The organism is Desulfovibrio desulfuricans (assembly GCF_024460775.1).
Lineage (GTDB): Bacteria > Desulfobacterota > Desulfovibrionia > Desulfovibrionales > Desulfovibrionaceae > Desulfovibrio > Desulfovibrio desulfuricans_E.
On the sequence record NZ_JANFYZ010000004.1, the window covers coordinates 232,946 to 253,557 of the forward strand.

Consider the following 20,612-nt stretch of genomic DNA (forward strand, 5'->3'; position numbering starts at 1 on the left):
AGGACCGGAAAAAGCCCGTTGCAGACGGGGCAGTCTGGTATCCACCCCGGCCTGAAACGGGCCAACAATGCTATCTCCGACAGTTTCTCCTACCGCGAGGCAGCAAAAATGGCGATAATATCGGGCGGCAGCAGTTTTTTTACGCTGCCAATGTGGGTTTTGCCCACAAGGGCCTTCTCGGCCATTTCGGCAATCTGCGCATCCGTGGGCGCAAGATGCAGATCCTTCAGCGATGTGGGCATGCGTAGCGAGCGGAAAAACCGCTCCATGGCCTCAATGCCCCGCAGACCTGTGATGGTTTCCGTCTCCGCCGGGGCAACGCCCATGACCCTTTCTGCAAACAGGGCAAAGCGATCAGGCCGCAAGGGCAGCACATGGCGGGCCCAACTGCCCCATATGGCAGACAGCCCCGCACCGTGGGCCACATCAAACATGCCGCTCAACTCGTGCTCGATCATGTGCGTGGCCCAGTCGCCGCCGTCCGAGCCGCAGCCAGTCAGACCGTTGTGCGAAAGGCTGCCAGCCCACATGACTTCGGCTCTGGAATCGTAGTTGGCCGGGTCATCGCGTAGCACGATGGCGTGGTGCATGACCACGCGCATGAGGCCCTCGCCGATGCTGTCCGTTATGTCCATGTTCGAGCCATGCCCGAAATAGCGTTCCATGGTGTGCATGAGAATATCCACGCAGCCGCAGGCCGTCTGAAAGGGCGGCAACGACATGGTCAGCTCGGGATTCATGACGGCAAAGGCCGGACGGGCCATATCCGTTTTGAAGCTGCGTTTGAAGCCGTTTTCCTCGTTGGTCACAACAGTTGAACTGCTCATCTCGCTGCCTGCGGCGGCAATGGTCACCACGCAGCCAACGGGCAGGCAGGCGTCCGGCTTGCGCTTGCCCATGTAATAATCCCACACATCACCCTCGTTGGCGGCGCCGTAGGCAATGGCCTTGGCCGAGTCGATAACGCTACCGCCGCCCACTGCCAGCACAAAATCCACCCCTTCACTGCGTGCCAGTTCAATGCCCTCGCGGATCAGCGAAAGCCGGGGGTTGGGCACGACGCCGCCAAGAGTGACAAAGGCAAGTCCTTCAGCCTGAAGAGAGGTTTTTATCCTGTCCACAAGACCCGAACGCAGGGCGCTCTGCCCGCCAAAGTGGATAAGCACCTTGCGGCATTTGCAGGCTTTGACAAGTGCGCCGGTCTGCTGCTCTGTATTTTTGCCGAAAACCACCCGTGTGGGCGTGTAGTACGTGAAATCGTGCATGGTATCCTCCTGACTGTAAAAAACGCGCGGGCGGCCAAAGCGCAGGGCCGGAGCGTAAGCGTCAGATATTTTCTGCCAGCGCGGCGAGCGAAAGTGTACGCAAAAGCCTGCCTGCCCGATCCGCCTGTGCTGCATCCGCCGAGGCTTCGCGCAGAATGCGCGCCATAAAAACAAGCATATGACGTTGCATATATTCATCGTACCCATAACGGTCTGTCCAGGCCTGCCAGAGGGTATCAAGCCAGCGCAGCGCAGCTTCCGGCTCTGCAGGCCCGCCATAGATCAGCCCTGCGTGCAGTGCCGCCTGTGCGCCTGTCGCCCGGATACCGAACGGAGGGAACACATGCCCAAGCAGTGCGCGCATGTGCCACTGGCGGGCATGGGCTGCTGGCGCATAACGATAGTGCAGCAGCGGCTCTTGCAAATTGACCGCCTGCAATCCGGCCTTGAGCAGGGCATCGGCCCAAAAGGCCATGTCTTCTGCCCTTGCCAGGCTGGCGTCATAGCGTAAGCCAAAGGCGCGCATCGCGTCCAGCCGCACCATGACGCAACAGTTGGGCACAGGCACCCCAAACAGTGTGGCGGCTCGTGTTGCGCCCGGCTGTTCGGGAAACAGCTCAAGCGCGCTTGATTGCTCGAAATACTGCACGCCAGCACCGCAGATATGAATCTGGGATTGCGCCTCAAGGCAGGCATGTTGCGCTTCCAGCCGGTGGGGCATGGCAATGTCGTCCGCGTCCATCCAGGCCAGATACCGACCACGCGCACGGCCCAAGGCCATATTGCGCGCCGTGGCCCGCCCCTTGTTGGATGGCAGCAGCTCAACTCGAATCCTTTTGTCGTCAAAGGACTTCGCAAGGGCAAGGGTATTGTCTGTGGAACCATCGTCCACCACCAGCAGCTCAAAGTCTTCAAAGCTCTGGGCCAGGATGGACTCTATCGCTTCAAGCAGATGGGAGGCGGCATTATAGGCGGGCATTGCCACAGTGATTTCTGGCGTGGACGAACTCACTTACCCTCCCCCCTCACCTGCCTGTACATGGCGGCCACATCATCGCGCCCCGCGCCAAATATGGGCTCCGGTCTGCCCAGCGCAGGCAGTCTGCGGCAATAATCCGGCGCTGTTTCCATCATCCTGGCAGCGCGGGCAAAAACATTGGTGGTTTCCAGCATCCAGTTGCGGCACAGAACCAGCTCTGCTTGCCGGGCCTCCCACAAATGGCTCTTGATTGCAGACAGGATGCTCTGCACGCAGGCTTCCAGATCGCCGAGCGGCAAGGGCAAAAATCCGGGTGCTGGGCAAACAGCGCCAAGGTTGGGCGCTCCAAGAAAGAGCGGCAGCGCCCAGCCGAGCCAGGCATCGGACAGTTTTTCTGTCCAGAAGTTGTCGAGGTAGTTGTTTTCAAGCACCACATGATACTTGTAGGGCGCAATGGCCGACATTTTGTCGTCCACAGGATTGAATTCGCGCCCGTACACATGCAGCGCGTCCCCCAGCCTCTCCTTGAGCATACTCACCAGTGCTAGTCGTGCGCGCTGTGCCGACGTTGCCGTCTTGGTGGAACAGACTACGGAAATCAAGCCTGTTTTTTCTGGCATAGGAAATGCGCGTAATTCACTAAGATTGGTGAATTTACTTATATTTCTTCCTGATGAGCGTTCGACGCCGTAGTGCCAACTCAGACAGGGGTTGCTGATGACCATGCTGCGCCGCTCGACACCGCGCAAGTCATAAGGCGACACCACCGTGCCGAACTGTCCGAGGTAGGAACGGGGATATTTCTTGATTTCAGGCGGCTCGGTGACAAAGAGGATACGCCGTTCACGGGGCACTGTGGTGCTGAAACCCGCAGGGGCTTCGTCAACAACCACAAGCCAAGCGCTGGCAGTTTCCAGCGAGGAGGGGAGCGATGAAGGGGAATGAGCGGCTGGCGGGGGCAGCACAAATTGCGCACGGCCCAGAGCGCCGTTGCCGTCTTCTGTCTGCCGCATCCAGGGCCAGGCCGCGTGGATGGTGGCAAAATAGCACAACAGGGTGGAACTTTCAGCCACAAAGGCCTCGCAATGCCAAGGCCCCGGCCGCTTTTCCATGGTCAGAGGCCGGTTAGCAGCACCTCTTGCTCTGGGTGCATCGGCAACGGATGTTGAAAATCGCCTTAATGCTCAACGGCGTAAATATTGCGGAACACAACGCCATTTTCCTGGCTGCGCACTTCAAGAATGACCTGGGCGTTGGTGAGACTCATGGGGTGCTCGGCAGAAGCAACCATGACGGCGCGCTTGAACCGGCTGATACGAAAACTGCCCACATCTTCGGGCTCAAAACGCAGGGAATATTTTTTGCCATCGGCTGTCAGCAACGTGCCGCTGACCATACCAGAAAGTATCTTCTGGCTGTCGGTATTACGCAGATCCAGTGCGACGCGAAGCTTGCCGCCCCTGATTTCACGCACCTGCACATTCCCTACCTTGACGTAATCAAGGTCAATGGAGGGAAAGTCCTCATGCCCCGGCCCTTCGGTGGTGCGGGCCGCGTCGCTGACCCCGGCCTGAGGCTTGTCTGCCGCCGCTGGCCCGCCTGTAATTGCGGGGCCTTCACCCGGTGCTTCCGCAGCGGCGCCGCCAGTGCTGAGCCTGCGCAGCACAAGCTCCCGACCTGGTATATTTTCTTCACGCAGCAGTTCTTCAAGGTGTTCCAGCCGTTCCGCATTGGCCTGTGCCGTCTGCGAATCGCTTTCAAAGCGCAGCACATTGTCCCGCAACTGCACGTTCTGCTGCCACAAAGTCCAGCACAGCCATCCCAGAACAGCGCAGGCCACGGGCAGGCAGGCCATCACCCCAAGGGCCGCCACAAACCGCCCCCTGCGCACTCGATAGCTGCGCCTGGGGCCGTTATCCCGCATCAGGATTATGCTGAGATTTTCGCGGTACTTCAAACGGTCCTCACGAACTTTGCGTTTGAAATTTCGGGATGGCCGCACACAACACCTTGTTATGATACCTCGCCATAAAACGGGGCAAACTGTTTGACCAGCCTCAGCCCACTGTCCAAGGAGACAAAACGGCAGAAGACCCTATTGACCTGCCTCTCCGATGGGAGCAACGGGAGCGCCAAGAGGTGCCCAGTCCTCGCGGGCGATACGCCAGGCCTTGCCGTCAAAGCGCAGCAAAAGGGTCTTGGTGCCGCGGTCCGTATGGCCGGAGCTGTCGGCATAGACCTGATTCATGTCGGCTCGCAGGCCCTGCTTGTCAGCCACCAGCCGCAGGCCCGTGATCTGAACCAATGTGGGCTGCACACGCTGCCAGAGCAGTTCCTTCTGCTTCTGAATATTCTTTGCGCCCCAACGCCCCTGCTGGATGGCATCGTCCGCATAGTATTCAATGTATTCGTCCAGACGTCCAGCTTCCCAGGCCTTGCGCCATTTTTCAACCATAGCGCTGGCGGCGTCGCTGACCTGATCCAGATAATCCGCTGCAAGGCCAAGTTCTTCTGGCTTGAACTGCGAAGCAACAATGCGGAAATCGCCCTTGTTGTCCCGGCTCCACCAGAAGGAACGCACACCTTGCTCCATGCCGTTGGGGGCCACCACAAGCTGCTCGCAATGACTCACAGCCAGTGAACCCTGGATCTCGAACTTGGGCTTGCGGCTTATGAGGCGCAGCCACGGCACCGCAAAGCGACGATCAAGTTCGCGCATGGTCGAATTGTAGGAATATCCCCGAGGGGTTCCGGCTTCTCGGTTGTACTTGGCCTGATCGTAAAGAGAGGCGATGTTGGTCGAACGCGCGGAAAAATCCGCATTCCAGGCCTGCACGGCCTTTTCCAGCGCGGCGCGGACTTCCGGAGTAAGGCTCAATTGCTGGGCTGCCGCTGCCACGGGAGCATTGGCTTGTGCCGGCGCTGCTATGGGAGCCGGAACAGACGTCGGTGCAGGCAAGTTAACAGCCTGCTGGACCTCGGCGGGTTTTGCCGCCTGATCGGCAGGTTTGGCAGGTGCGCCCTTGGGGGCGGATTCCGCCTCGCTGCGGGCCGCTTCTTCCATTGCGGGGCGCGCTCCCCAGTTTACTTCTGCCGGGGGTGTCGCATTGCTGCGGCGGGGCACCAAAGGATCATTGGCCGCCATGAGTTTGTCGCCCTGACCAGCCTTGGCGGTAGCGGTTTTGTCCTGCGAGGGCTGCGGCGCGGCAAGAGCCGTTGCCTCCGCTTTTTCAGGCGCGGCTTCGGGCATATCCAGCCGGGGGCGCTGAGGTGCTTCAGAGGAAGCATCGCTGACCTGCTGCAAGGGCGCTTCGGCCACAAGCTGGCCCTTCTGAAAATCGGCGCGCATACCCAGATCCCGCGGGGTCCATTCCATACCAACAATGCGGAACTTCTGGTCGTTATCTCGCTGCCAGTACAAACGGCGCACGCCTTCAGTGGAAAGATTGGATGCCGTATAGAGCTGCTCTGACCAGGTTACCCAATACCCCGGCCCTTCCAGCACGTTGATCTTGCGATTGAAAATCTTGATGAACCGAAGCGACTTGAACAGACGCTCCTTGTTCTGCCGGAAGGCCGTGAAATTTTCCGTCATGGCCCTGGAATAGGCATCAGGATTATAGTAATCAAACATCTTGACCGAACGGGAGGCCCAGGCGTTGCTCCAGTTCTGCATCAGGCGGCGCCGTTCGTTGGCGGTGCTGCTGTCGGGCCGGGGCTGGGCGTTCTCGTCCATCTTATCGGCCAGAACCACGGCCGTACCGGGCGTCAGCTGCGGCCCGACCTCGTCAATTTCCTTAAGCCCGATGGCCACACAGCCACGGGTGGAAAGCGGTTCAATGCCAAAACCCTTGCTGTGAATCCAGATGCCGTGGCCGGTTTTGCCGCGCAGGCGATCCACGGGGTTAGGATAGTTCAGGGTATAGGCAATGCCGCCATACTCCTTGAAATCCAGCCCGCTGGCAATTTTGTATTCCACAAAGTAGATGCCTTCGGGCGTACGCAGATCGTTGAGCGCCTGTTTGTCGCCGGGCAACTGGCCTGTGGTGCAGGGATAGGTGTATTTGAGCTTGAGGGGGCTTTTCTTCTCAAAAAACATGAAGGTCTGGCGCTTTTTGTCCACAGCCACCAAATGCGTAGGAAGCCCCTCGTTGTACAGAGAGGCTTGCCATTCTTCGGCCTGCGCCAGATGTGGAGCGGCAAGTGGGCAACCAATGCCAAAGGCCATCAGCAGCCCCAAGGCCATGCATCTGACAAGGCAATTGGCCAGACAGCTGATCAACGGCCTGACAATGGAACTGACAGCAGAGCCAGCCAGACGTTGCGACAATGCCACATGGGGCAAGGCGCGCGGGTCGGTGAGAACCTTAACGCGCAAGGTCCACCAATTCCGCACGGGTAAAGAGCGCAAGCAGGTCATATCCCGCCTCACGGAGCTTTTCCCGGCCACCTTCCTCGCGATCCAGAATGGCGCAAACCGCCACAATGGACAGGCCAGCATCTGTAATACGATCACAGGCCTTCAGCAGAGAACCGCCGGTGGTAACAACGTCTTCAAGCATGGCCACGCGGTCGCCCGCGCAGAAATTGCCCAGCCCTTCAACAAACTGCCCTGTGCCGTGCCCCTTGGCTTCCTTGCGGACCAAAAGGCCGTTCAGCGGTCTGCCCTGTTCATGCGAGATGACAGTGGTAGCTGCAACCAGCGGGTCAGCGCCCATGGTCATGCCGCCCACACCCTTGATGTCCATCTCGCGGAGCATGTGGTTGAACAGGGTTCCAATAAGCCACGATCCTTCGGCGTGGAGCGCCGTGACGCGGCAATCAAAATAATAATCGCTTCTGCGGCCTGATGCCAGCACAAAATCTCCCTCGCGGTATGATTTTTCTACCAGCAGGCGGGCAAGGCGGCGCTTGAGCGCCAGCAGTTCTTCAGAAGAAAGAGTTTGCATGACAGCTCCTTACGCCTTGTTGGCCGCAGCGTTCTTGAACACCCGGGCAAAAATTTCGTCTTCGTGCTGCAGGTAGTACGAAGGATCAAAAAGCTCAGCCAGCGCAGCTGCGCCCAGCCGCCCGCTCATGTCGGCATCGTTGCGCACCAGATCGGGGAAGGGCGTGCGGCTTTCCCAGCTCTGCATGGCAAGGCGCTGCACGGCTTCATACGCCTGCTGGCGCGGAAGCCCGGTGGCAATAAGGGCCGTCAGCACACGCTGCGAAAAATACAGGCCGTAAGAACGTTCCATATTTTCACGCATGCGCTCGGGCTTGACCACCAGCCCTTCAAGCAGCTTGGTAAGGCGGGTCAGCACATAATCGGCCAAGATGGTGGAATCGGGCATGATAACCCGTTCCACGGAGGAATGGCTGATGTCGCGCTCGTGCCACAGGGCCTGATTTTCCAGCGAGGCAAGAGCGTTGGTACGCAAAAGGCGCGAAAGACCGCTCATATTTTCTGCCGAGATGGGGTTCTTTTTGTGCGGCATGGCCGACGAACCCTTCTGTCCCTTGGCAAAGCCTTCTTCCACCTCGAGCACTTCCGTGCGTTGCAGGTGGCGCAGTTCCACGCACAGGCGCTCCACACCGCCTGCCAGCACGGCAAGCGAGGTGAAGAAGTGGGCGTAACGGTCGCGCTGAATGATCTGGGTGGAGTGCGGATCAACCTCAAGCTCAAGATAGCTCAGGGCGCGCTGCTCAAGCTCGGGCGACAAAAATGCATAGGTACCCACCGCGCCAGAGATTTTACCCACGCGCACGCTTTCAATCCCGGCTTCAACCCGGGCAAGGTGCCGCTCAAACTCGGCGTAGAATCCGGCCATTTTGAGCCCAAAGCTGGTGGGCTCCGCGTGGATGCCGTGGGTGCGGCCCATGCACAGCACACCCTTGTGGCGGCGGGCCAGACTTTCAATGGCGGTCAGGAGCGCGCGGATGTCCTTGAGAATCAGGCGCCCGGCCTGCATGAGCAGAAGGGCGTTGGCCGTATCCACGATATCGGAGGAGGTACAGCCCAGATGGATGTAGCGCGCGTCTTCCGCGCCAACCTTTTCTTCAAGCGAAGTCAAAAAAGCGATGACGTCGTGGCGGGTCACTTCCTCAATAGCCAGAATGCGATCCACATCAATGGAAGCCTTGGCCTGAATATTTTCCACCGCGGCGGCCGGGATGCGGCCCATGTCGCTCCAGGCCCGGCAAACGGCAACTTCCACATCAAGCCATGCCTGATAGCGGTTCTCAAGGGTCCAGATACGGCCCATTTCCTGACGGGTGTAGCGATCAATCATGGCTGCCTCATGAAGCCGAGCTGGCGGCTTTGGTGGGTGCCGACGCTGCGGACCCTGTGGTTGGCGTAGGGGCGGGGGCCGCCTTGGCGGCGCTGTTTCCAGAATCGGATGCTGATGCGGAGGCTTTTTCGCCTGCCGTACCGCCGGAAGCGGGAGCAGAGGAACCGCCGGAGGTGTCGGAGGAGGAGGCCGTTGAGCCGCCTTCTTCCTTGACACCCTTGCGGTAGCCGTAGTCGCTCACATACCAGCCGCCGCCCTTGAGGACGAACGAGGTGTGCGACATGATGCGGGGCGAAGGCTCACCGCACTTGGGGCAGGGTTCCTGCCCGTGGGATTCCGATGCCTTGACCCATTCCTCAAACGTATGCTGACACTTGGGGCACTGATATTCGTAGATAGGCATGGTAACACTAAAAAGGCCATGACACGGCATGCTGCCGCGCTGACCGCTGCTGCTTGTTTGCGCCCCGCGCGGCTGCCAGGAGGCAGCCGGGCCGAGCACCATATGTGACGGCGCGTCAATCCGCAGCCGTCGGAACGCCGGTTTCCCGTGTCCGAAGCTTAGGCCTTGGCAGCCTTGGCTTCGCGCACGCGCTGCTTCAGACGCTCTTCACGGCGCTTACGGCGGCGATCCAGTTCTTTCTTACGCTCAATTTTCTTATGTGCCATGATTCCCTCCAGGGGCAAGCCCCGTTAATATAAGTGGGTATTCATATGCTCTTTGATCGGCAAAGTCCAGCCCCGAGCCACATTCCGGGCCGAAAACACTGACCGCAGGCGGAAAAATATCTGCCTCGTCTAGTGCCTTCCGGCGCTGTTGCCCGCATCGTAAAAGCCGCTGATATTGCCGCCAGCCTCCAGCCCGCACGGCCAGAAACCATGACGGATCAGGATGTTCCGCAATTCGGGGAGCAGTTCTTCCGGCAGTTTTTCAGCCTGCAACACAGGCTCCGGCGTGAGCCGCAGACGAAAATCCCCCAGCGCGCCCACGCTGCCCTCCTCCGGCACAACACATTGCGACTCCTCTTGTGCGGAGGCTGTTGCTCCCAAAGCCGCAAGATCGGCCTCCGCCGCCGCCAGACGCGCCAGCGTGCCGGCCTCGGGACGCATGCCGTAGGCCAGCCGCGTCAGCAGGCAGGGCCGCGCGCGCTGCCACGGCCTGTCCAGCCCAGTGGCGCGGGCGGCCTCGCGCACTTGCGCCTTGGTCAGCCCGGCTTCGGCCAGGGGGGAACGCACGCGGCCTTCTTCAAGTGCGCGCAGTCCCGGTCTGTAGGCCTGCAAATCATCCGCATTGGTGCCATCGCAGAGCACGCGGTCATGAGCTTCCGCCATGGGGGCAAGCTCGCCGCGCAACAGAGCCACAAGCCCAGTCTTACAGCCGTAGCAACGCTGGGGGCTGTTGGTCTCCACCTCCGCCAGGGCAAGAGGATCAAACCGCGCCGTGTGCAGGCGCATGCCGCGCTCACGCGCCCAGGCTGCGGCCCAGGCGCTTTCCTGCGGGGGGATGTGCGGGCCGTAAACATGCACGGCCAGCACGTCGCAACCGCTCAACAGGGCAGCGTGGCATAAAAAACGACTGTCCAGCCCGCCGGAAAAAGCCACCGCCAGGCGGGGCAGATCGCGCAGCACTGCGGCAAGCGCAGCTGGAACCTGATCCGCGCGGAAAGGATTTTTACTCATATCTTCTACTCTTGATACGACAAAAGGCCGCACAAGCCTTGGACCGGGCCTACCAGGTCATACGCACCTTGGCCCCGTGCCCGGCCATATATTCCTTGCACTGCCGGATGGAGTACTGCCCGTAGTGAACAATGGACGCGATCAGCGCAGCAGAGGCCCCGCCTTCGGTAACTGCCTCGAGCATGTGGCGCGGCTCGCCCGCACCGCCGGAAGCGATCACGGGGATGGACACGGCATCGACTATGGCGCGGGTCAGCTTGAGTTCGTAACCATCCTTGGTGCCGTCCGCATCAATGGAATTGACGCAGAGCTCGCCAGCACCCAGCTCCTGACAGCGGCGCGCCCAGGCAATGGCGTCCAGCCCCATGCGCTTGCGACCGCCGTTGATGACGATCTCGTAGCCCGAGGGGATTTCTGCGCTTACCGGAACAGCCAGCACGTCCATGCCCACCACGATAGCCTGGGAACCGAAAGCATCCGCGCCATCGCTGATGATGTGCGGATCCTTGACAGCAGCCGAATTGACGGAAACCTTTTCCGCCCCAGCCAGCAGCACGGCGCGCATATCCGCCACGCTGGAAATGCCGCCGCCAACAGAAAATGGAATAAAAATCTGCTCCGCCACGTGCTCCACTACATCAATAAAGATACCTCGCGCCTCGGCAGAGGCCGTGATGTCGTAAAACACTATTTCGTCCGCGCCTTCTTCATAGTACCGCCGCGCGGTTTCAACCGGATCGCCGATGTCTTCGTTGCCCACGAATTTGACGCCCTTGGTCAGTCGGCCGTTGCGCACATCCAGACAGGGAATCACTCGCTTACTGAGCATGACGCGCCTCGCAGTAGTCGTAGAAGTTGCGCAGAATTGTCAGCCCCGGTCGCCCGCTTTTTTCGGGATGGAACTGGGTGGCCCACAGGCCGTCGCGCCCGTATACGGAGCAGAATTCCTTGCCGTAGGTGGTGGTGGCAATCACAAAGGTGGGGTCCGGCTCCACATAATAGCTGTGCACGAAGTAGAATTCCGCAGTGGGGGCAACGCCCGCGAGCAGAGGGCAGAGGGCGGTCGCTTTCAGGCTGTTCCAGCCCATATGCGGGATGGGCGCGGGGGTGCCGTCCTCTTCGCGCATGTTGTCTTCAAAACGGCGGCACAGGCCCGGCACGATGCCAAGGGTTGTGGTGTCGTTTTCTTCACTGCGGTCAAGCAGAATCTGGCAGCCCAGACAGATACCCAGCAGGGGCTGGCCGCGCTTGACGCACTCGCGCAGCAGCACGTCAAGGCCCGTGGGGTGCAGGGCGCGCATGGCCTGCCCGGCAGCGCCCACACCGGGGAAAATGATGCCGTGGGCGCGTTCCAGTGTTGCGGGGTCCGCCGTGATGGCGCAAGGTATACCCAAATGTTCAAGGGCGCGGCGCACGCTCGTCTGATTGCCTGCCTTGTAGTCCAGAATGGCCAGCATGGTGCATCCTCTGCTTGTTGTTGCCGTGGGGGGATTGGCGGCTAGTGGCTTTGAAAGATGTATCATACCTTTTTGCCGGTGCGCAGGCAACGCGCAGGCTGGCATGATGCCCCGGCATCGCAGGAAAAATCAGCGCGCCAGCAAGCGGCGGCGGCAAACCTTTTGCGGAATGGCGTGACAATTTCAATGTTCACGGTTATTATAGAAACCGTGAACATTAGAACTTCCCATGCAAAGAATTTATTTAATATTTTACTCTAGTTACAACGCCATTCGCGCAGGAGGCCAGCATGTATTTTCCCACTGCAGGCATTGAGTGCAACCCGTTTGTTCCTTTTGCGGTGGCTCTTGGCATCTCTTTTTTCACATCCATGGGCGGCATCTCGGGCGCTTTTTTGCTGCTGCCGTTTCAGATGAGCGTTCTGGGTTATACCAACCCCAGCGTCAGCGCCACCAACCAGTTCTTTAACGTGCTGGCCTGTCCCTCGGGCGTATGGCGTTACTGGCACGAGGGGCGGCTTGTGTGGCCGCTGGCCTTTACCATTGCCTTGGGCACATTGCCGGGCGTGTTTATAGGGGCCATCGTGCGCATCAATCTGCTGCCCAATCCCCAGAGCTTTAAAATTTTTGCGGGCCTTGTGCTGCTGTACATTGGCGGGCGCATGGCCATAACCACTTGGCAAGGCAGGGCCTCGCTGTGGTCGCGCAAGGAAAAAAAAGAGAACATGCCCACCTGCGAGGACAAAAACGGCAGGCTCATGTGCTGCCATGTGCTCTACTGGAACATGAAGGAAGTGGCCTTTGTGTTTCAGGAAACAAAGTATGTTGTCGCCACCCGCGCGCTTGTGCTGCTGAGCCTTGTGGTGGGGCTTGTGGGCGGCATTTACGGCATCGGCGGCGGTGCCATTATGGCGCCGTTTCTGGTTTCGTTTTTCGGGCTGCCTGTCTATGTTGTTGCTGGCTCCACGCTCTTTGCCACCTTTGTAACATCCGTGGCGGGCGTGTCGTTTTACGCCCTGCTCGCGCCCTTTTACCCGGATATGGCCGTTGCGCCTGACTGGCGCATGGGCGTTCTGGTGGGCCTTGGCGGCATGTGCGGCATGTATGCCGGTGCGCGTTGTCAGAAGTTTGTGCCTTCCATTGCCTTGAAGGCCCTTTTGACCGCAGTTTTGCTCTTTACAGCCGTGCGCTATTTGGGCCAAGGTTTCTAGCGCCGCTGCCGCCCGGAATTTTTCTGGCCGGAGCGCTTTCGACCTGCCTCAGGGCAGCGCCGGAGGCGCTTCGTCTGTTTTGGGCAGGCAGCAAAGCCCCCAAGGCGCGCGTTTTGCAGTATCGCGCGCGGCACTGTAAAGGAAATTGCAATGAATGATTCTTCCCGGTTGCCCATTGGCCTGTTTGATTCCGGCATGGGCGGCCTCACGGTTTTCAAGGCTCTGGCAGAATGTCTGCCCGGCGAAGATCTGCTCTACCTTGGCGACACCGCCCGCCTGCCCTACGGCACCAAGGGGCGCGACACTATAACGCGCTATACGCTCAAGGCCGCCCAAAAGCTGGTGGACCTGGGCGTTAAAATGCTCGTTATTGCCTGCAATACGGCTACCTCTGCGGCGCTTTCCGCAGTGCGGGAGCAGTTTGCCCCGCTGCCGGTCATGGGCGTGGTGGATCCTGGCGCGCAGGCGGCTGCCGCAGCCAGCGCCAACGGTCATATAGTAGTAGTGGCGACAGAAGCCACCATCTCCGGCGGCGCATACCAGAAGGCCATTGCGCGCATCCGGCCTGACGCTGTTGTGACCGGGCGTGCCTGCACCCTGTTTGTGCCCCTTGCCGAAGAAGGCTGGATGAACGGCCCCATTGTGGAAGGCGTTGCAAGGCGCTATCTGGCTGATATTTTTCCATTTGAGGGAGCCGCCCCCGCAGGAAATCTGGAACCCGATACCCTGCTGCTGGGCTGCACGCATTTTCCACTGTTGCAGGAAGCACTGCAAAACGTGGTGGGGCCGCAGGTTCGCATAGTGGATTCTGCCGCCACCACGGCGCTGTGCGTGGCTGACGAGCTGCGGGCCACCAACCTGCTGCAGCCCGCGGATAGCGGCGCGCACTACCGCTTTTTGACCACAGATAATGCAGCCCGCTTTGCCCGGACAGGCAGCCTTTTTCTGGGCCGCAACCTCAGCGATGATGAAGTTTGCCTGGTCGATCTATAACAGTATTTTTAATCATTATTTTCGGACAGATAAAAAACTTCCAGTACGGGGCAGACTCTTGTATTGAGCCTGTTTGCCCAAACGGTATTTCGTGAAAAGCTAGAGCAGACGCGGGATTCTGCGCTTTTTCGTTGACAGGAAACCGCCCCTAACGTAAGGAAACAAAAGTTCTGACCGCTGTAGAAGCGGTTTTGCTTACGATTCCCCCATGACGTGAAAAAGCCTTGGCGGCTTTTTTGCGGCTGTTTCATTTGAGTGCGGCGAATCGGGCCCCGGCACCAGACTTCTGGCATGTCTACCCGATCCGGCTTGCAGGGAATAACCGAAATCCTTTATGGAGTAGCATCATGACCAAAGCTGAGCTCGTAGAAAAGATCCATGCCAAAGCCGGCCTGCCCACCAAGGCCAAAGCCGAAGAAGCTCTTGACGCCGTGGTGGCCTCGCTGCGCGAAGCCCTGGCCTCTGGCGAATCCGTGACCTTCACCGGTTTCGGCAGCTTCAAGGTAGTTGAGCGCGCCGCCCGCAAGGGTCGCAACCCCCGCACCGGCAAGGAAATCACCATTCCTGCCAGCAAGGTTGCCAAGTTCACGCCCGGCAAGGGCCTGAAAGACGCCATTAAGTAAGTGGCGTAGCGACACATTTTTTCGGCGGCGCTATTGCCTTCACACAGGGTAATCGCGCCGTCGATATTTTCTCCCGCCATGTACGCGGCATTCTGGCCGCCTCTGCATAAAGCCGGAGAAAACATCCCTGCGGAGGGGTGGCAGAGCGGTTGATCGCGGCGGTCTTGAAAACCGTTGAAGGTGTGAGCCTTCCGGGGGTTCAAATCCCTCCCCCTCCGCCAGTTTGCTTGTACGTGATTAGAAAAGAGCTGAAACCTTTGCGGGTTTCAGCTCTTTTGTTTTGTGGAAGGAGGGGTAAGGGTTACTCGTTATAACCGTTGCGAGATATCCGATTTATTATCTGCGTCGCTCGGTAAATACCCCAGTATCAAAAGCTAGGGTAAAAGCCTAAGCATTAGGTGCATGTGGTGCTTGAGTGCAAGTTTTTTTGCCACTCCTAACCCTGGGTACCGCGAAGCAGCATGTAGAGATTGATATATGACATCAATAGGTGTCGAATTTTGTCGCCCAAAAGTTGGCAGTGCATTGACAAGTTTAGTTAATGCTTCAATAAATTTTCCACCAGGGTCAACAGGGGAATCTGTCCTGTCAGAGACAAAGTGTCTTACAAACAGGGCATTTCCAGAATTTGATTTTGCATAGATGTGGTGAAGGGCCACAGCATGAACTCGGCCACCAGAAGCCGAATATGCCCGACCAATTACAGAAAAATCACCAAAATTTCCATACTCATCATCCGGGACAGTCAGATATTGGTCTGAGAATGAACTTTCATATGGATAGTCTGCATTTCTATCTTGCTTTTCAAACCAATCACCAACAATCACCTTCATTGACGGGTCTAACAAGGTTCTAATCTGACGTTTTGTTTTATACTCAAAAAAAACATGATATTGGACTTGCGAATGGCCTATAAGAAAGTTCACAAAATTCTGATCAGTTGGTTCAGACTCATAAATCAGCCCCACTCTTTGTTCAGAATACTTCGAAAAAAAATTAGAAACTTCACCCTGGGTTGTTTTTGAATCTATAATAAATGCAGGAAAACATGTTTCGCATTCTGTTAGGTACAGATCAAAAAGGGTCTGTTTTACTTCGTTGGGATTTTTAGACAGAGAACCAACATGAGGATTAACAATCAGGAGAAAGGGCATCCCCGTTTCAGCAAAAAGGGAAATTTTATTTTGTGTTGCGGCGCTGACATTTACAGGCTCGACAATCGGACAGATCTTGCCTGATCCTGCAATTTCTTCGCTTAACTCAGCTATCGCCGCAAGATCATACATTTTCCCACGAATATAAGGAAAATACATCACTCCCCCTAGATTATAGCAAAAGGTTTCTCCATTTTTGAAATAATAGACATTGACATAGAAACTGTCAAATTAGAGTCAATGATAGCTTGCCCAAGACAGGAGGGGGATTTCTCAAGCAATGCTCGTCGCTGAGTTGGTATACTGCGGGATCTAAGGCGCTCAACCACTTGGCTCATTGCGTCTTCGCGAGGCAGTTCGACAAATATTTTTTTATAACTAGCGTACTCTAATGCGTTTGGAACTGCCAATTCTCTACCAATATACTTATGCACGATATCCTTATATTCTTTTTTATGTAAACAATCGAACAGCGCCCCCGTATCTATCCCAGCGGCATCCTCAACAGCATTTCTTATTTCTAGCAATGCCCCATCTTCTTGGAAAAGCAAAATACCTACAGAGGAGTCTACAATTTTTTTGACATTTACAAGATGTTTGCAGTCTACCACCACAAATTGCTTAGAAAAAATTTTTCTATAATCGCGCAGTTGCTTATCTAGCTTTTCAAGATTATCATATTTTGTCTTTATTTCATAAACAGTTGAGCAACCGTTAAATATAGCAATATCTGCTTTTGACTTTCCACAATAAAATTCTGTCGTGTAAAATGCAGAATTAAAATTGTGATATTTTAGAAAAACATCATTCAGAATCGCTGTTTTATACACATATTCATACTTACAATGCGACAAAAGGGCACTATAAGCTTTTTTGAATAAGGTCGGTAACCGCTTAATCTTAGAAAACTCTTTAATGCTGCCCGACGCAACAAGCACTTCCGACAACAAATCCTTATAGTCATCCATCGCAAGGCGATGTAAAAAACGGGGCTTAAAAAGCTCCGCAAGGGCTTTGAAATTTCTTTTATTACTAGCCACTTAAGCACCAACAATGTCGCCTACTAATATGGTAAGTTGAATACATCGACATAAAACAAATGCCATTTTTGTAGGTCCTAAACAGATTCGAGCAACAAGGCAAGTTTTCAGGAACCTCTCCCCCACATATAATCATATTTAGCTCCACAAAGAAGATAAGTCCTGCAACAAACCCCAATAAAACATTGTTAATGCCTTAAACGGAATTTTTTCAAATTTCCATTTAGTCAATGCTAAAAAATAAAGAGCTGAAACCCGCGAGGGCTTCAGCTCTTTATTTTTTGTAAGATAGTGGTAGCCCACGTTTACCTTGCCCCCTAAAAACACTAGCACCCCTGCGTATAGAACAAGGCCAGCCCGCCGCGCGCGGTTTCGCGGTAGTCATCCTTCATGTCGCGGCCTGTCTGGTTCATGGTGCGTATGCAGAGATCAAGCCCCACAGGGTGCTTGGTGCCCTGCCCGGTGCGGGCCATCATCCAGGAGTTCCACGACTTCACGGAACTCATGGCGTTGCGCGAAATACAGGGAATCTGCACATAACCGCCCACAGGGTCGCAGGTCATGCCCAGGTGGTGCTCCAGCGCGAACTCCGCCGCATTTTCCACCACATCGGGCGTTTCGCCCATGACCTGCGACAGCATGGCAGCCGCCATACTTGAGGCCGAGCCGATCTCGCCCTGACAGCCCACATCCGCGCCCGCCACACTGGCGTGCCGCTTGATAAGCGTACCCACCATAGAAGCCACCAGCAGACCGTCCACAAGGTCGGCCTCTGTTTTGCCGCGCTCCTTGATGAGCATGTGCACCACCGCAGGCATAACCCCTGCGGAACCCGCCGTGGGCGCGGTTACAATGGGGTGGCCCATGGCGTTTTCTTCCGACCCGGCCTGCCCGTAGGCCGACAGCCGCGCCGCAAAGGCATCCGCTGGCTCCGGCGAGCTGGCGGCCTGCTCCAGCATGAGCTTGGCCCGGCGCTCCAGGCCAAACGGCCCCTTGAGTTTGCCTTCCAGCCCAAGGCCCGTGGCGGCGCAACTGTCCATCACGTGGATGATGCGCTGCGCGCCCTGCCGGATGTTCTGTTCCGACTGCCCGGTGATGGCCATTTCGTTTTCCAGCATAATGAGCGGGATGCTCTTGCCCGAGTTCTTCACGATTTCAAGCAGGCCGTTCATGGAATCAAAGGCATGCACGGGCTTGCCTTTGTCCGGTGCTTTCCAGCCCTTCCACTGCAAGAATCCGCCGCCCACGGAATAGTATTCGCGCGAGGCAAGCTGTTTGCCCTTGCCCAGCAGCTCGATGATCAGCACGTTGCTGAACGGAGCCTCGATGGTGCCCTGCTCAAAGATCACGTCCGAATCCTTGAGCGGAATCCGGGCCGGGCCAAGCACCACTGTGCGGGTGTCGTCCGGCTTTGTAAAAAGATTGTCCAGAAATTCGGCCTTGCATTCATCGGGCTTTTGCCCAAGCAGGCCCGCCGCCACGGCGCGGTCAGTGCCGTGCCCCTTGCCCGTGGCCGAGAGGCTGCCGTACAGGTGCACCTTGACGGCATCCGCCTGGGCAAGCTGCTCCTGCGGCAACTGGGCGCACAGATGGATAAAATCATTGCCCGCCGACATGGGCGCGATGGTGTGCGAACTGGAGGGGCCAGGGCCGATCTTGAACATCTCGAACACGGTCACATCAATGGGATTGGCGCACACGGAGCCAGGCTTCCACAGGGGGTCAAAGCCTGCCCAAGTGAGTGAGGGCAGGCACAGGCCCGCGCCCGTCACAGCCACTGATTGCAGGAAACGCCGACGATTACAGTACATACATGCATCCTCCTGAGTTATCTGGCAGATTGCGAAGCCTACTGCCGGGGCTTTTTATACGAGACCGGGCCGGTGGAATAGTTGGTGCGGGGCAGCCATGCATCGGGATAGCCGATGTTCTGGGCCATTTTGTCCGGGCTGTTGAGAAAACCCTGACAGTGCCGCGCCACCAGTTGGGGAAAAAATTCTCGCCAGTCGCGCAACGCGCCCTCTGCCTGTGCCCGCAGGGCCTTGGCAAAGGCAGCCTGCGCCTGCGCCGGGGATGATGCCGCCTTGGGGGCCAGTTCCTTTTGCAGCGAGGCTACGCGGGCGGCAAAGACGGCTTCCATGCTGGCGGCTCTGGTCTGAATCTCCTGAGAAATCATGTCGTAACGGATGTTGGCGTAATCGCTCACCAGGGAATAGGCCCACCATGCGGAATCATTGGCAAAGCGGCGGGTGTCGCCCTGTTCGTAGCCTGCGGGCATGGGGGCGACCGCCAGCGGCACAAAGACAGATTCCGCCGCCGGAGCGAGCGCAACCCAGCACACCAGCGCGAGCGGTTCCGGTACATCGGGCCGATACTGCGCAATGGTCGTGTAGCCCACATAATACATGCCCATGGGCCGTTCCCACGCGCCTTCAAGCTTGGTGGTCGGGCTCACGTCGCCGCTGGGATCCTTGGGGCCGATAATGCGGTTGGGATTGCCAAACGGCCCCGCCGCAGTGCCCTTGGTGAGGTCGAATTCCGTACCTTCGTAGTGGTCGCGGTGCATGCGCTTGATGTCGTTCAGGCTCAGCAGCTTGTCCGGCTTGACGGAAAAAGGATAGGCGTGTGTTGCGCCGCTTTCCACCCATGCGGGCAGTTTCAGCGAAGGAGCCGCCAGAGAGAGCGCCCGCCACACGCGGCGCAGCGAATAATACGGGTGGTTATATTCACCATCGCTCACGGTGGTCAGCCAGTCCAGAGGCTTGGAGGCGTCCTTGGGGCTGCGCATGTTGTACTTGTCTACCGTGGCAAACAGGGTTTTGCCGTACATCTGGTCGGGGTTGCCGGGCGTGATGTCGCGGATGCGAAATTCGTTGGCCGCCACAAAAAACTGGCCGTCCGGCACGCGCTGGGCTACCCACAAGCCCCCTGTTCCCGACGGGGAGGGGGCCATTTCCATAACCCAGGCTTCGTTTTTGTCGGCCACGGGCAGGGTTTCGCCCGTCCCGTAGTAGCCATACTGCTCAATGAGCGCGCCCATCAGCTCAATGGCCTCGCGGGCTGTTTTGCAGCGCTCCAGCGCCACGCGCGCCAGCTCGGACGAATAGAAAATGCGCTTGCCCGGCTCTGCCGTGCAGGTATTGTGCGCCCCATCCGTGCATTCGCCAAACATGAGGCCATGCTCGTTCATGATCGCGTAGTTGCCGTCAATATAGGCAAAGGTGTGCCGCACCTGAGGGATAAAACCGATGGCAATCGTGCGCGGCGTATCCGGGTGGTGATAGCCCGGCGCGCGCTTGGGGTCGGAAAGGCGGGGAACAAGAAAGGTATTGGTGGCGGGATTTTCCTTCACCGCCACGGCGGAATCGTACACGGGGCGCTGCGCGCCTTCCGGCCAGTCGCGGGCGGGAACGTACACAATGGACTGGTCGTTGAGATCGTTGTCGTCAGAATGGCTTACCATCACGGAGCCATCGGCGCTGGCTCCTTTGGTGACAATAAAGGTGGTGCAGGCAAGGGCTGCCTGAGGCAGCAGCAGGGCCAGAGAGACACAGCACAAGACGATCAGCCGCTTCATGGAACCTCCATAAAAAATCAGACCGTAACATCCCGCATGCTCAAACCGATACGCAAAAACGCCAGTAACCCCAGCGGCAGGCGCTGGAGTGCTGTAAATCAAATCAGCAAACTGTTTTTCTTTTTTGTAACGCAGGGGCGGCAGGGGCACAAGGATTGCGCAGGCCGAAGTGCTTTTTGATTGTAAAACAGTAGCAATCCGAGCCGAGAATTGTTATTGGTAATCTATTGTCATCTCCAGATCAGCACATCCCGCATTTGCAGAAATGCCGGGATTCCATCCAGGTTTCAACGGCAGTAATTCCCCGCCCAGCGCTATTTTAAGCGCCCACCCAATGACGGCATGAACCGCCACGGAG

At 57.5% G+C, this 20,612-nt stretch carries 19 protein-coding genes and 1 tRNA gene; 5 read left to right on the plus strand and 15 right to left on the minus strand.

Annotation, left to right across the window (positions count from 1 at the left end; translation table 11 throughout):
• Positions 1-89: 89 nt before the first annotated feature.
• The 11 genes from NE637_RS06875 to hisH form a co-directional block, all read right to left on the minus strand.
• Positions 90-1,265 (minus strand): iron-containing alcohol dehydrogenase, encoded by a 1,176-nt coding sequence (locus tag NE637_RS06875; RefSeq protein WP_227118154.1) that lies wholly within the window; start codon positions 1,263-1,265, stop codon positions 90-92.
• A 61-nt stretch (positions 1,266-1,326) separates the two neighbouring features.
• The gene (locus NE637_RS06880; protein WP_227118155.1) at positions 1,327-2,277 is read right to left on the minus strand and encodes a glycosyltransferase family 2 protein; all 951 of its coding nucleotides are present in this window, start codon (positions 2,275-2,277) and stop codon (positions 1,327-1,329) included.
• Positions 2,274-3,317, minus strand: coding sequence for a glycosyltransferase family 10 domain-containing protein (locus tag NE637_RS06885; protein ID WP_227118156.1), 1,044 nt, complete (start codon positions 3,315-3,317; stop codon positions 2,274-2,276). The genes NE637_RS06880 and NE637_RS06885 overlap by 4 nt, the downstream gene beginning before the upstream one ends.
• A 104-nt stretch (positions 3,318-3,421) precedes the next feature.
• Positions 3,422-4,168 carry a hypothetical protein gene (locus NE637_RS06890; RefSeq protein WP_227118157.1) on the minus strand — a complete coding sequence of 249 codons (747 nt, stop codon included), beginning with the start codon at positions 4,166-4,168 and terminating at the stop codon, positions 3,422-3,424.
• A 171-nt stretch (positions 4,169-4,339) separates the two neighbouring features.
• Positions 4,340-6,622: a L,D-transpeptidase family protein gene (locus NE637_RS06895; protein ID WP_256267624.1), complete on the minus strand. Its 2,283-nt coding sequence runs from the start codon at positions 6,620-6,622 to the stop codon at positions 4,340-4,342.
• Positions 6,612-7,193 (minus strand): orotate phosphoribosyltransferase, encoded by a 582-nt coding sequence (gene pyrE, locus NE637_RS06900; protein WP_371740831.1) that lies wholly within the window; start codon positions 7,191-7,193, stop codon positions 6,612-6,614. The genes NE637_RS06895 and pyrE overlap by 11 nt, the downstream gene beginning before the upstream one ends.
• 9 nt (positions 7,194-7,202) lie before the next feature.
• Complete coding sequence (purB, locus tag NE637_RS06905; protein WP_192113199.1) at positions 7,203-8,519, minus strand: adenylosuccinate lyase; 1,317 nt, start codon at positions 8,517-8,519, stop codon at positions 7,203-7,205.
• Positions 8,520-8,526: 7 nt separating this feature from the next.
• Positions 8,527-8,922 (minus strand): FmdB family zinc ribbon protein, encoded by a 396-nt coding sequence (locus NE637_RS06910; RefSeq protein WP_192113198.1) that lies wholly within the window; start codon positions 8,920-8,922, stop codon positions 8,527-8,529.
• A gap of 395 nt (positions 8,923-9,317) precedes the next feature.
• Positions 9,318-10,199 (minus strand): ATP-dependent sacrificial sulfur transferase LarE, encoded by an 882-nt coding sequence (larE, locus tag NE637_RS06915; RefSeq protein WP_192113197.1) that lies wholly within the window; start codon positions 10,197-10,199, stop codon positions 9,318-9,320.
• Between the two features lie 49 nt (positions 10,200-10,248).
• Positions 10,249-11,028, minus strand: coding sequence for an imidazole glycerol phosphate synthase subunit HisF (gene hisF / locus NE637_RS06920; protein WP_227118159.1), 780 nt, complete (start codon positions 11,026-11,028; stop codon positions 10,249-10,251).
• Positions 11,018-11,656, minus strand: a complete 639-nt coding sequence (hisH, locus tag NE637_RS06925; RefSeq protein WP_227118160.1) for an imidazole glycerol phosphate synthase subunit HisH — start codon at positions 11,654-11,656, stop codon at positions 11,018-11,020. Before hisH ends, hisF begins: the two co-directional genes overlap by 11 nt.
• Before the next feature lie 57 nt (positions 11,657-11,713).
• Here hisH and NE637_RS06930 point away from each other — a divergent pair, with 57 nt between their 5' ends.
• From NE637_RS06930 to NE637_RS06950, 5 genes are all read left to right on the plus strand, one after another.
• The gene (locus NE637_RS06930; RefSeq protein WP_256267625.1) at positions 11,714-11,917 is read left to right on the plus strand and encodes a hypothetical protein; all 204 of its coding nucleotides are present in this window, start codon (positions 11,714-11,716) and stop codon (positions 11,915-11,917) included.
• Between the two features lie 29 nt (positions 11,918-11,946).
• Positions 11,947-12,867: a sulfite exporter TauE/SafE family protein gene (locus NE637_RS06935; RefSeq protein ID WP_192113194.1), complete on the plus strand. Its 921-nt coding sequence runs from the start codon at positions 11,947-11,949 to the stop codon at positions 12,865-12,867.
• Between the two features lie 150 nt (positions 12,868-13,017).
• Positions 13,018-13,860, plus strand: coding sequence for a glutamate racemase (murI, locus tag NE637_RS06940; RefSeq protein ID WP_022659097.1), 843 nt, complete (start codon positions 13,018-13,020; stop codon positions 13,858-13,860).
• A gap of 347 nt (positions 13,861-14,207) precedes the next feature.
• Positions 14,208-14,483, plus strand: coding sequence for an HU family DNA-binding protein (locus NE637_RS06945; RefSeq protein WP_022659096.1), 276 nt, complete (start codon positions 14,208-14,210; stop codon positions 14,481-14,483).
• A 131-nt stretch (positions 14,484-14,614) separates the two neighbouring features.
• A tRNA-Ser gene (locus NE637_RS06950) sits at positions 14,615-14,704 on the plus strand.
• Positions 14,705-14,857: 153 nt separating this feature from the next.
• On the opposite strand, the gene NE637_RS06955 is transcribed toward NE637_RS06950, so the two are convergent.
• From NE637_RS06955 to NE637_RS06970, 4 genes are all read right to left on the minus strand, one after another.
• Positions 14,858-15,796: a sce7725 family protein gene (locus NE637_RS06955; protein WP_227118161.1), complete on the minus strand. Its 939-nt coding sequence runs from the start codon at positions 15,794-15,796 to the stop codon at positions 14,858-14,860.
• An 8-nt stretch (positions 15,797-15,804) separates the two neighbouring features.
• Positions 15,805-16,677, minus strand: a complete 873-nt coding sequence (locus NE637_RS06960) for a sce7726 family protein (protein WP_227118162.1) — start codon at positions 16,675-16,677, stop codon at positions 15,805-15,807.
• Between the two features lie 326 nt (positions 16,678-17,003).
• Positions 17,004-18,488 carry an L-serine ammonia-lyase gene (locus NE637_RS06965; protein ID WP_227118163.1) on the minus strand — a complete coding sequence of 495 codons (1,485 nt, stop codon included), beginning with the start codon at positions 18,486-18,488 and terminating at the stop codon, positions 17,004-17,006.
• Between the two features lie 38 nt (positions 18,489-18,526).
• On the minus strand, positions 18,527-20,254 hold the full coding sequence (locus NE637_RS06970) for a dipeptidase (RefSeq protein WP_227118164.1): 1,728 nt from the start codon (positions 20,252-20,254) through the stop codon (positions 18,527-18,529).
• Positions 20,255-20,612 lie beyond the last annotated feature (358 nt).

Excerpts from the sequence above, each read along its gene's own strand:
- NE637_RS06875 (WP_227118154.1), bottom strand. The coding sequence starts at position 1,265 with ATGCACGATTTCACGTACTACACGCCCACACGGGTGGTTTTCGGCAAA.
- NE637_RS06890 (WP_227118157.1), bottom strand. The coding sequence starts at position 4,168 with ATGCGGGATAACGGCCCCAGGCGCAGCTATCGAGTGCGCAGGGGGCGG.
- pyrE (WP_371740831.1), bottom strand. The coding sequence starts at position 7,193 with ATGCAAACTCTTTCTTCTGAAGAACTGCTGGCGCTCAAGCGCCGCCTT.
- purB (WP_192113199.1), bottom strand. The coding sequence starts at position 8,519 with ATGATTGATCGCTACACCCGTCAGGAAATGGGCCGTATCTGGACCCTT.
- NE637_RS06910 (WP_192113198.1), bottom strand. The coding sequence starts at position 8,922 with ATGCCTATCTACGAATATCAGTGCCCCAAGTGTCAGCATACGTTTGAG.
- larE (WP_192113197.1), bottom strand. The coding sequence starts at position 10,199 with ATGAGTAAAAATCCTTTCCGCGCGGATCAGGTTCCAGCTGCGCTTGCC.
- hisF (WP_227118159.1), bottom strand. The coding sequence starts at position 11,028 with ATGCTCAGTAAGCGAGTGATTCCCTGTCTGGATGTGCGCAACGGCCGA.
- hisH (WP_227118160.1), bottom strand. The coding sequence starts at position 11,656 with ATGCTGGCCATTCTGGACTACAAGGCAGGCAATCAGACGAGCGTGCGC.
- NE637_RS06930 (WP_256267625.1), top strand. The coding sequence starts at position 11,714 with ATGTATCATACCTTTTTGCCGGTGCGCAGGCAACGCGCAGGCTGGCAT.
- NE637_RS06935 (WP_192113194.1), top strand. The coding sequence starts at position 11,947 with ATGTATTTTCCCACTGCAGGCATTGAGTGCAACCCGTTTGTTCCTTTT.
- murI (WP_022659097.1), top strand. The coding sequence starts at position 13,018 with ATGAATGATTCTTCCCGGTTGCCCATTGGCCTGTTTGATTCCGGCATG.
- NE637_RS06945 (WP_022659096.1), top strand. The coding sequence starts at position 14,208 with ATGACCAAAGCTGAGCTCGTAGAAAAGATCCATGCCAAAGCCGGCCTG.
- NE637_RS06955 (WP_227118161.1), bottom strand. The coding sequence starts at position 15,796 with ATGTATTTTCCTTATATTCGTGGGAAAATGTATGATCTTGCGGCGATA.
- NE637_RS06965 (WP_227118163.1), bottom strand. The coding sequence starts at position 18,488 with ATGTACTGTAATCGTCGGCGTTTCCTGCAATCAGTGGCTGTGACGGGC.
- NE637_RS06970 (WP_227118164.1), bottom strand. The coding sequence starts at position 20,254 with ATGAAGCGGCTGATCGTCTTGTGCTGTGTCTCTCTGGCCCTGCTGCTG.